General features: G+C 66.3%; 8 protein-coding genes. 5 read left to right on the plus strand and 3 right to left on the minus strand.

What is annotated here, in order from left to right; all coding sequences use genetic code 11:
- The first annotated feature begins 152 nt into the window (after positions 1-152).
- Positions 153-2,234, plus strand: coding sequence for a carbon starvation CstA family protein (locus tag AC2A1N_RS06710; RefSeq protein ID WP_484371816.1), 2,082 nt, complete (start codon positions 153-155; stop codon positions 2,232-2,234).
- The gene (locus tag AC2A1N_RS06715; RefSeq protein ID WP_005410613.1) at positions 2,234-2,458 is read left to right on the plus strand and encodes a YbdD/YjiX family protein; all 225 of its coding nucleotides are present in this window, start codon (positions 2,234-2,236) and stop codon (positions 2,456-2,458) included. The genes AC2A1N_RS06710 and AC2A1N_RS06715 overlap by 1 nt, the downstream gene beginning before the upstream one ends.
- A gap of 117 nt (positions 2,459-2,575) precedes the next feature.
- Here AC2A1N_RS06715 and AC2A1N_RS06720 read toward each other — a convergent pair whose 3' ends face one another.
- From AC2A1N_RS06720 to AC2A1N_RS06730, 3 genes are all read right to left on the minus strand, one after another.
- Entirely contained in the window at positions 2,576-3,826 is a 1,251-nt protein-coding gene (locus AC2A1N_RS06720) for a DUF819 family protein (RefSeq protein WP_005418276.1), read from the minus strand.
- A 120-nt stretch (positions 3,827-3,946) separates the two neighbouring features.
- Positions 3,947-5,233 (minus strand): sensor histidine kinase, encoded by a 1,287-nt coding sequence (locus AC2A1N_RS06725; RefSeq protein WP_061479822.1) that lies wholly within the window; start codon positions 5,231-5,233, stop codon positions 3,947-3,949.
- The gene (locus AC2A1N_RS06730) at positions 5,220-5,933 is read right to left on the minus strand and encodes a response regulator transcription factor (protein ID WP_072169171.1); all 714 of its coding nucleotides are present in this window, start codon (positions 5,931-5,933) and stop codon (positions 5,220-5,222) included. Before AC2A1N_RS06730 ends, AC2A1N_RS06725 begins: the two co-directional genes overlap by 14 nt.
- A gap of 131 nt (positions 5,934-6,064) precedes the next feature.
- Between AC2A1N_RS06730 and AC2A1N_RS06735 the strand changes: the two genes are divergently transcribed.
- From AC2A1N_RS06735 to AC2A1N_RS06745, 3 genes are all read left to right on the plus strand, one after another.
- On the plus strand, positions 6,065-7,768 hold the full coding sequence (locus AC2A1N_RS06735) for an ArnT family glycosyltransferase (RefSeq protein ID WP_061479818.1): 1,704 nt from the start codon (positions 6,065-6,067) through the stop codon (positions 7,766-7,768).
- A gap of 113 nt (positions 7,769-7,881) precedes the next feature.
- On the plus strand, positions 7,882-8,649 hold the full coding sequence (locus tag AC2A1N_RS06740; protein WP_061479819.1) for a phosphatase PAP2 family protein: 768 nt from the start codon (positions 7,882-7,884) through the stop codon (positions 8,647-8,649).
- Positions 8,646-10,295, plus strand: coding sequence for a phosphoethanolamine transferase (locus AC2A1N_RS06745; RefSeq protein WP_484371819.1), 1,650 nt, complete (start codon positions 8,646-8,648; stop codon positions 10,293-10,295). Before AC2A1N_RS06740 ends, AC2A1N_RS06745 begins: the two co-directional genes overlap by 4 nt.
- Positions 10,296-10,553: the final 258 nt, after the last annotated feature.

A 10,553-nucleotide genomic window follows, 5' to 3' on the forward strand; every position in this document is an offset into this window, starting at 1 on the left:
GCGCCGCAACCGATTGTTCCATCCCTGATGTTCGCTGCACGTCAGCACAACAAGCGTACGACCAAAGTACTACCGCCGATTCGTCCTGTGCCAATTGACCCTGTCGAGGGCACGCGGGACTCTTTGACTGTCTTTCCGGGAGAGAGCACCTCATGAAAGGGTTTTCCAAAATAGGCTGGGCGGCCCTCGCCCTGCTCGGCGCCTTCTGTCTGGGCACCGTGGCCCTGCGCCGCGGCGAACACATCAATGCGCTGTGGATCGTCGTCGCCGCGGTTTCGCTGTACCTGGTGGCCTACCGCTTCTACAGCCTGTTCATCGCCAACAGGGTGATGCAGCTGGATCCGACCCGGGCCACGCCGGCGGTGATCAACAACGATGGCCTGGACTACGTGCCGACCAACAAGCACGTATTGTTCGGCCACCACTTTGCCGCCATCGCCGGCGCAGGCCCGCTGGTCGGCCCGGTCCTGGCCGCGCAGATGGGCTACCTGCCTGGACTGCTGTGGCTGGTGGTGGGCGTGGTGCTGGCCGGTGCGGTGCAGGACTTCATGGTGCTGTTCCTGTCCAGCCGTCGCAACGGCCGTTCGCTGGGCGACCTGGTAAGAGAAGAGATGGGCCAGGTACCTGGCACCATCGCGTTGTTCGGTGCGTTCCTGATCATGATCATCATCCTGGCGGTGCTGGCGATGGTGGTGGTCAAGGCGCTGGCCGAAAGCCCGTGGGGCATGTTCACGGTAATCGCGACGATGCCTATCGCCATCCTGATGGGCGTGTACATGCGCTATATCCGCCCCGGCAAGATCGGCGAGATCTCGGTGGTCGGCCTGATCCTGCTGCTGGCCGCGATCTGGTACGGCGGCAAGGTCGCCGCCGACCCAGTGTGGGGCCCGGCGTTCACGTTCACCGGCACCCAGATCACCTGGATGCTGATCGGCTACGGCTTCGTCGCATCGGTGCTGCCCGTGTGGCTGTTGCTGGCCCCGCGCGACTACCTGTCGACCTTCCTCAAGATCGGCACGATCATCGCGCTGGCCGTCGGCATCCTGATCGTGATGCCGGAACTGAAGATGCCGGCGCTGACCCAGTTCGCCGCCAGTGGCGACGGCCCGGTGTGGAAGGGCGGCATGTTCCCGTTCCTGTTCATCACCATCGCCTGCGGTGCGGTCTCTGGTTTCCATGCGCTGATCTCCTCCGGCACCACGCCGAAGCTGCTGGCCAATGAAGCGCACATGCGTTACATCGGCTACGGCGGTATGCTGATGGAATCGTTCGTGGCGGTGATGGCGCTGGTCGCGGCCTCGATCATCGATCCAGGCATCTACTTCGCGATGAACAGCCCGGCGGCGGTGATCGGCGCCGATGCGGCGTCGGCGGCGCACTACATCACCAACACCTGGGGCTTCACCATCACGCCGGAGCAGCTGACCGCGACCGCGGCGGCGATCGGCGAGCCGACCATCCTGCATCGTGCAGGTGGCGCACCGACACTCGCGGTGGGCATCGCGCAGATCCTGCACGAAGCGATCCCCAGTGGCAGCGACGCAATGATGGCGTTCTGGTACCACTTCGCGATCCTGTTCGAAGCATTGTTCATCCTGACCGCGGTGGACGCCGGCACCCGTGCCGGACGCTTCATGCTGCAGGACCTGCTGGGCAACTTCGTCCCGGCGCTGAAGAAGACCGAGTCGTGGACCGCCAACATCATCGGCACCGCCGGCTGCGTGGCGCTGTGGGGCTACCTGCTCTACACCGGTGTGGTCGATCCGTTCGGCGGCATCCAGACCTTGTGGCCGTTGTTCGGCATCTCCAACCAGATGCTGGCCGGTATCGCGCTGATGCTGGGCACGGTAGTGCTGTTCAAGATGAAGCGCGACCGCTATGCGTTGGTCACTGCGGTACCGGCGGTGTGGCTGCTGATCTGCACCACCTATGCCGGCTTCATCAAGATCTTCGACAGCAACCCGGCGCAGGGTTTCCTGGCACAGGCACACAAGTTCCAGGCCGCGCTCGCCAGCGACACGATCACGGCGCCGGCCAAGTCGGTGGCGCAGATGAAGCAGATCGTGGTCAACGCCTACGTCAATACCGGCCTGACCGCGCTGTTCCTGCTGGTGGTGGGCGCAGTCCTGGTGTATTCGATCAAGACCATCCTGGCGGCACGCCGCAATCCGCAGCGCAGCGACCGCGAGACCCCTTACGTGGCGCTGAAGCCGCATGAAATGGTGGATCTGTGATGAGTACGCAACTGGTTCCCGCCGGCCAGTACCAGGCGCACCGCCGCATCTGGCGGCGCCTGGTGCAGACCGCACGACTGTGCTGTGGCATTCCTGATTACGACAACTACGTCCGGCATATGCTGGAAAAGCATCCGGACCAGGAGCCGATGGACTACAAGACGTTCTTCCGCGAGCGCCAGGAAGCGCGCTACGGCGGACGCAATGGTGGCCGCTGCTGTTGAGGGCCGGGACGGCCTTTTCGCAGGCAAAAGAAGGCCGAGCGCGTGCTCGGCCCTACACGGGCAGAGCGGGTTCGCGGCGCACGCCGCGAACCCGCAACAGGAACGTCCGGTCAGAACTCAGGCGCCGGCCATCCACTTCAGGATCAGGCCGGTGACATAGGCCAACCCGGTACCGGTGGCATAGCCCACCGTCCCCAGCAGCACCCCCACCGGCGCCAGCGTCGGATGGAAGGCCGCGGCCACCACGGGAGCCGAGGCGGCCGCCCCGATGTTGCCCTGCGAACCGATCGCGAAAAAGAACAACGGCGCGCGCAGCAGCTTGGCCACCACCCACAGCACCAGCACATGCGTAGCCATCCAGATCGCGCCGAGCAGGAACAGCCACGGCCGATCCAGCAGCGACAGCAGGTTCATCTGCATGCCGATGCAGGCGATCAGGAAGTACAGGAACACCGTGCCCAACCGCGAAGCGCCTGCGGCTTCCAGCCGGCGCGCACGGGTGAAGCTCAGGCCCAGGCCCATCGCCGTGGACAGCAGGATCACCCACACGAACTGGCTGTCCAGGCTGAACTGGCTGGCCCAACTGACGTTGGCCTTGAACCAGCCCGACAGCGGTGCGGCGATGGCGTGAGCCAGGCCGACGCCACCCAGTGCCACGCCGACGATCACCATCAGGTCGGTCATGCTGGGAATGCGCGCGTTCTGTGCCTCGTAGGCGCTGATGCGTGCCTTCATCTCGTCGATGGCGCGCGTATCGGCCCCGTTGCGGGTGTCGATCTGCTGCGCGCGGTTGGCCAGGAACAGCAGGATCGCCATCCACAGACTGGCGCAGGCCACGTCGACCACGGCGAACTGCCCGAAGGTGGTGGCATCGGTGCCGAACACTTCGCGCATGGCGACCATGTTGGCGCCGCCACCGATCCAGCTGCCGGCCAGCGCGGCCATGCCGGCCCAGGTATCACCGGCCACCGTTTCCGGATGGATCAGCTTCATCAGCTGGAAGGAGACGATCGCACCGAGCATGATGCCAGCGGTACCGGCACAGAACACAAGCAACAGCTTCGGCCCCAGCTTGATGACGCCCTTGAGGTCGATCGACAGCGTCAGCAGGACCAGCGCGGCCGGCAGCAGCACGTCACGCGCGACCGGGTTGTACAGCGAGGTGTTGTGGCCATCGATGACACCGGCGGTGTTGTAGATGGCGGGGATGAAGTAGCACAGCAGCAGTGCCGGCACCCAGGCGAAGATCTTCTTCAACAGCGGGGTCGGACCACTGGCGGCCCAGAAGATCAGGGCCAGGGTGGCGGCAATCAGGCCCAGTCCAACGATATCGTTGCTGATCAGGGCAGTAGCGGGTTCGGTCGGCATGGGATCCTCTGTCGATCGAAGGAGCGGGAAAAAAAAGCGCCGCATGAAGCGGCGCAGGTCGAGATTAACATTGTCTTCACGTCGGGTCATGCCGCAGCGCGGAGCAGGTCGGCCGTCCGATCAAGCGGGGCGCGAAGCGCCGAAGTCCAGGGTGACACGCGTCCCGCGCGGTTGGCGGGGCTGCAACTGCAGCGTCCAGCCCAGGTGCTCGCACAGCCGCGCGATCAGGTCCAGGCCGATGCCACTGCCTCGATCGGCACGCTCGCCGCGGGCCATGCGCGCGTGGATCGCCGCGATCTCCTCCGGGCTCATCCCGTGCCCGGGGTCCTGCAGGGTCAGTACCGCCGACGAACTCAGCTGCAGCTCGATATGGCCGCGGCCGCTGTTTTCGATGGCATTGCGCAGCAGGTTGCCGATCGCCGCCTGCACCACCGCCAGCGGCGCGACGATATCCACCGGCGCAGCCTGAATGCCGATGCTCAGGTCCTTGTCGCCGAGCAGGTAGCGATGGTCGTCGACGATCTCCGGCAGCAGCTGGTCCAGTGCGATGCGCTCGGCACGTGCGGCCAGGCGCGCGGGATCACGCGCCAGCACCAGCAGCAGCTCGATCAGCTGCTCCACGCTCTGTGCCGTGCGCAGCACCCGCTGCATCTGTTGGCGGGCACGTTCGGGCAGGCCCGGTTGCTCCAGCGCCAGCTCGGCTGCACCGGTCATCACTGCGATCGGCGTGCGCAGTTCGTGGCTGGCGGTACTGATGAAGACCCGCTCACGCTCGACGAACTGCTCGTTGCGGTCCAGGTAGTCGTTCAGCGCATCGGCGATGGTGTGCAGCTCGGAACTGCCGCGCGGGTCGACCTCGATGCGCTGGCCCTGAACGCCCGGCCGCAATGCGCCGATGTGCTGGGCCAGCAGGCTCAACGGGCGCACCATGCGTTCCATGCCGAAGGACGCCATCAGCACGGTGACGAAGATCATGATCACCCCGGCCAGCATCACCCAGCGCGTGGCGAACTGCTCCAGGTCATGGAAATCGGAGATGTCCAGCGCCAGCGCGACCCGTCCCATCGACCGGGTCTCGCGCACCATCACCGCCGTCTCCCGGCCTTTGATCATCACGCCGTCGTGAAGGCCCGGATGCAGCGTACGCAGGCTGTCAGGCAGGTTGACTGCATCGAAGCGGTACAGGCTGAGCGTGTCCGAATCCTGCCAGCGATAGTGCGGTTCATGCTCGACGTGCTCGACGATGCTGTCCAGTTCGGAATTGAGCAGCGCGCGCCAGGCGGCATGTTCGGCGTGTTCGTGCACGTAGTTGCCGACGCTGAACACAGCGATCGACAGCAGGGCCAAGTAGCCCAGCAACCACCACACCACGCGCCGGTACAGCGGGCCTGGCCTACGCGCCTTCATCATCATCCTTGCCTGCATCGGCGGCCGCGGTCACCGCAAGGCGGTAACCAACCCGCGGCAGGGTGTGGATCAGCTTGTCGGCAAACGGACCATCGACGCTGCGGCGCAGCTCATAGACATGCGAGCGCAGCAGGTCACCATCCGGTGGCTCGTCGCCCCACAGGGCGAACTCCAGCTGTTGGCGGGTGACCGCACCGGGGCTGGCGCGCATCAGCACCTCCAGCAGCTTGCGGCAGGCCGGGTAGAGGTGGAGCACCTGACCACCCCGCTGGGCTTCGAGGGTCGCCAGGTCAAGCACCAGGTCGCCCACCTGCAGGCGCTTGCGCGGGTTCCGGCCCTGCGCACGCAGCAGCAGCGCCTCCAGCCGAACTTCCAGCTCGGGCAGGGCGAACGGCTTGGTCAGGTAATCGTCGGCACCCGCGCGGAAGCCGGTGATCTTGTCCGGCAGTTCGTCGCGCGCGGTCAGCATGATCACCGGCACCTCCGAAGCCTGCTCGGCGCGCAGGCGACGCAGCACCTCCGGCCCCTCCATGCGCGGCAGCATCCAGTCCAGGATCACCGCGTCGTAGGGATGGCTGCCGGCCAGGTGCAGGCCGGTGATGCCGTCCGGGGCCACGTCGAGCACGTGCCCGCGCGACTCGAAGTAGTCGAACAGGTTGGCCACCAGCTGGCGGTTGTCCTCGATCACCAACAGACGCATGCACGAAACATCCACGGAAGTTCGTACCATGGTAGCGCTGCCCATGTCGGAATGCGGTCGTCCCGGCCTCCTCTGACGCTTTTCCAACCCCCGCCACCTCAGAATGGCCGTTTTTGCTCCCGGAGCCTGCCGTGCCCGTAGCCCTGCCCCGCCGTTGGCGCCTGCCCCTGTTGTGGCTGTTGATCGTTGCTGCGCTGGCAGCGGGGATCGGCCTTCGGCAGCCGCAGCCACCGGACGAGCCGCGCTTCGTGCTGGCGGCCCGCACCATGGTCGAGAGTGGGCAATGGCTGCTGCCGCACCGGGGCGTGGAGCTGTATGCGGAGAAGCCACCCGTCTTCATGTGGCTGCAGGCGGCGGCCTACGAGATCGTCGGCAGCTGGCAGTGGTCGTTCCTGCTGCCGTCGCTGCTGGGCGCCCTGCTCAGCCTGTGGTTGGTGTCGGATCTGGCACGCCGACTGTGGTCACCGCGGCATTCCCTGTACGCCCTGGCGGCGCTGTTCTGCACCCTGCAGTTTGGCCTGATGGCCAAGCGCGCGCAGATCGACATGGTGCTGGTCGGCATGACCACGGTGGCCCTGTGGGGCTTGATGCGCCACCTGTGCGAACGCCGCAACCTGGCTGCCTTGTGGCTGGCGGGGTTCGCCGCTGGCCTCGGCACGGTGACCAAAGGCGTGGGTTTCCTGCCGCTGCTGATGGTCCTACCGTGGTTCGGCTGGTGGCTGTACCAGCGTCGCCGCGGGCGCAGCGTTGACGGCCCACACCCGGCAACGCTGCTGTGGCTGATCCCGGCCTTCCTGCTGGGCGTGTCGGTGTGGCTTGCGCCGCTGGGCTGGGCCCTGCTGCACACGCCCAGCGCCGAACTGCAGGCCTACGCGCATGAACTGTTGTTCAAGCAGACCGGTACCCGCTATGCCAACGCCTGGCACCATCGCCAACCGGCCTGGTACTACCTGCAGGTGATCCTGACCCTGTGGCTGCCGGGCAGCCTGCTGCTGCCGCTGCTCTTCAAGCCGTGGTGGCGCCGCATCCGCCGGGGCGACCGCCGGCAGTGGCTGCTGCTGGGCTGGGCGCTGCTGGTGCTGGTGTTCTTCAGTGCCAGCCCGGGCAAGCGCGAGGTCTATGTGCTGCCGATGCTGCCTGCGATGGCACTGGCGGTTGCGCCGTTGTTGCCGGGCTTGCTGCGCCGGCTGTGCGTGCGCCGGTATCTGTTCGGCTACAGCGTGGTGCTGATGCTGGCCACCGGCGTGCTCGGCGTGATGCTGATGACCGAGCACCCGTGGGCCTTGGCGCAACTGGAGCGCCGGGCCATGCCCGATACGCTGCTGCCGGTGCTGGGTGATGGCCTGCTGACCTTCGCCATCGCGCTGGCCACGTTGGCCGTCTGGTTGCGGGTGCGCCGCGCCACGACACTGGTGCTGCTGACCCACGGCATGCTGTGGATGCTCTACGGCCTGGTGCTGATCCCGGCACTGGATCCCTACGCATCGGCATCGGCGCTGATGCGCCGCGTCGGCGCGCGGATCGGTCCGGACGCCGAACTGGCGCTGGTCGCCTGGCGCGAGCAGAACCTGCTGCAGGCTGACCGCCCGGTACGCGAGTTCGGCTTCAAGCGGCCCTGGGCCGAGCAATGGCACGATGCCGGCCCCTGGCTCGCCGAAGCGCCGGACAAGCGCTGGCTGCTGGTGCTGGACGAGGCGATGAGTCCCTGCGTGGATCCGGCCAAGGTGATCGACATCGGCATGGCCAACAGGAATCGTTGGCAACTGCTTCCCGGTACGGCCTGGGACCCGCAATGCCACGCCGAACGGGCCGGCTCGACCGCCGAAGAAGACTGAACGTTGACTCGTGCCGGGGAAATCATTAACCCGGCGCGAACGAGCGTCCGACCCTTCTCCGACATGCAGGTGACGAGCATGGCTGCGGATTCCCGAACCCGCCTTCCCTCAGCATGCCCGTTCGTCCCCTTGATTCGATCGCGCCGCTTGCGACATCGCCACTGGCGTCAAGATTCGCCGTAACTCACTTTTGGCTGCCTGTCGCAATCGGTCTGCCCGTGTTTGCGCTGCTAATGGGGTTCGGCGGCGACCAGTGGGTGGCCGATCACCTGTTCCGCCTTGAGGGCAGCCGATGGGTGCTACAGGACGCCTGGATCACCCGCAGCGTCGTGCACAAGGCCGGTAAATGGTTGAGCACTGCGGCGGCGCTGGTCGTGCTCCTGCTGTGCTTCCATCACTGGCGTAAAGGACGCGATCACACCCTGCGGTGGGCGCTGCTTTATGTCGTACTTGCCCTGGCGCTGGGCACCGGCGTGATCTCCCTGCTGAAGTCGCTGGTGCCGATGGAATGCCCTTGGGACTTGCTGCGCTACGGCGGCCACCAGCCATTTATCGGGCTTTTCACCGCACGCCCCGCTGGCATGGCCGCGCAGGCCTGCTTCCCGGCCGGGCACGCCAGTGCCGGCTACGCCTGGCTGTGCCTGTACTACTTCGCCCTGCTATGGCGCCCGTCGTGGCGCTGGGCCGGGTTGTGGATCGGCCTCGGCGCCGGTTTGGTGTTCGGCATCAGCCAGCAGCTGCGCGGAGCGCATTTCCTTTCGCATGACGTCGCCACTGCATTGATCTGCTGGCTGCTTTCGCTCGGCCTCTATCTGATCGTCAAGCGCGTCCTGACACACCGTCAACTGAACCATGCCAACCGTCAGGAGGCAAACGCATGAGCGCATCGGTCCAACGGCCCGCCCGCCTCCCCGCCCTTTCGGGTCTGCGCCACTGGCGGCCGCAGCTGTCCACCGAAGCGCTGATCGCGCTGACCAGCCTGTTCTTCGCGGTGGCCGGCAATGGCCTGTTCTGGCACAGCGCGATGGCCAGCCATCCAGGCAGCCTGCGCTACGCGCTTTCGCTGCTGCTGTTGCTGCTGGGTGCTCACGGCGTACTGCTGGGCATCCTGGTCTGGCGCTGGAACGCCAAGGTGGTGATCAGCCTGTTGCTGCTGGTGACCGCATTCGCCGCGCACTACATGAGCCGCTACCACATCTACCTGGATGCGGACATGCTGCGCAACGTGCTGGCGACGGACCCCAAGGAAAGCCGCGAGCTGATGACCGTGTCGCTGCTGTGGCCGGTACTGCTGCTGGCGGTGCTGCCGATGATCGTGCTGTGGCGCGTGCAGCTGCGCCGTCGCAGCTGGGGCCGCAGCCTGCTGTGGCGCCTCGGCTTCCTGGTGGTGTCGGCGGTGACTGCCGTCGGCGGCGCGTTGATCTCGTTCCAGGACGTCTCGGCACTGATGCGCAACCAGCGCGAAGTGCGTTACCTCGCCACTCCGGCCAACGTGCTGCTGGGCATGCCGCGTGCGCTGCGTGGCGACAACCCGGTGCAGCGCGCACCGAAGCTGCCGATCGGCACCGACGCCAAGGCCACTCCGCGAGCGCCGGCCAGCAAGCCGCGCCTGCTGGTGATCGTCATGGGCGAGACCGTGCGTGCGCAGAACTGGGGCCTCAACGGTGGCCGCAACACCACCCCGGAACTGGCGCAGGCCAGCGTGATCAATTTCCCGGACATGCATTCGTGCGGCACCAGCACGGAGGTCTCGCTGCCGTGCCTGTTCTCGCCGTGGGGCCGCCACGACTACGACGAGAAGAAGATCCGTGCGCACCAGTCGCTGCTGCACGTACTGAACCGCGCCGGCATCGCGCCGCTGTGGCGTGACAACCAGTCCGGCTGCAAGGGCGTGTGCGAGGGCCTGGACTTCCAGTCATTGTCCGACGCCACCACACCCGGCCTGTGCGCCGATGGCCGCTGCATGGACGAGATCCTGCTGCAGGACCTGGCCACCCAGGTGCGTGCGAAGCCCGGCGACCGGGTCGTGGTGCTGCACCAGCTGGGCAACCACGGCCCGGCCTATTTCGAGCGCTATCCGCCCGCGTTCCGCCGCTTCACCCCGACCTGCGACACCCGTGACATCGGCCGCTGCTCGCGCGACGAGATCACCAACAGCTATGACAACGCGGTGTTGTACACCGATCATTTCCTGAGCAAGACCATTGCTACCCTGCAGGGCATGCAGGATTACGACACGGCGATGATCTACCTGTCCGACCATGGTGAATCGCTGGGCGAGAAGGGCCTGTTCCTGCATGGCGTGCCGTATGCGATCGCACCGGCCGAGCAGACCCGCGTACCGATGACGATGTGGTTCTCGCCGGGCTTCGCCAGCAGCCGTGGGTTGGACCTGCAGTGCGTGCGCAAGCGTTCGGCGGCCTATACCGACCACGACAACCTGTTCCCGTCGGTGCTGGGCCTCATGCAGGTTAAGACGGCGCTGTACGAGCGCGACCGCGACGTGTTCGCCAACTGCGAAGGTTGAGGGGTGTTTGGCAGGGCTTGCAGCCCTGCACCTGCGGTAGTGCCGGCCGCTGGCCGGTAGCCTCGACAGCGACAGCGACAGCAACAGCAACAGCAACAGCAAAAGCAAAAGCAAAAGCTGGCATTCCGTGGATTGGCGGGGTGGGTCCGGTTGCGGGGGACGCTGCAAGTCCCCCTCCGGGGCCCGGCCCAGCCGCTGGCGGCTGTGCGTTCGGGCGCTTGCGAAGCAATGCTTCGCAAGCAAAGCGCCCTCACCCAT

Source organism: Stenotrophomonas maltophilia group sp. SKK55 (assembly GCF_057179845.1).

Coding starts and splice junctions, on each gene's coding strand:
- AC2A1N_RS06710 (WP_484371816.1), top strand. CDS start 153: ATGAAAGGGTTTTCCAAAATAGGCTGGGCGGCCCTCGCCCTGCTCGGC.
- AC2A1N_RS06725 (WP_061479822.1), bottom strand. CDS start 5,233: ATGAAGGCGCGTAGGCCAGGCCCGCTGTACCGGCGCGTGGTGTGGTGG.
- AC2A1N_RS06730 (WP_072169171.1), bottom strand. CDS start 5,933: ATGCGTCTGTTGGTGATCGAGGACAACCGCCAGCTGGTGGCCAACCTG.
- AC2A1N_RS06720 (WP_005418276.1), bottom strand. CDS start 3,826: ATGCCGACCGAACCCGCTACTGCCCTGATCAGCAACGATATCGTTGGA.
- AC2A1N_RS06745 (WP_484371819.1), top strand. CDS start 8,646: ATGAGCGCATCGGTCCAACGGCCCGCCCGCCTCCCCGCCCTTTCGGGT.
- AC2A1N_RS06715 (WP_005410613.1), top strand. CDS start 2,234: ATGAGTACGCAACTGGTTCCCGCCGGCCAGTACCAGGCGCACCGCCGC.
- AC2A1N_RS06740 (WP_061479819.1), top strand. CDS start 7,882: ATGCCCGTTCGTCCCCTTGATTCGATCGCGCCGCTTGCGACATCGCCA.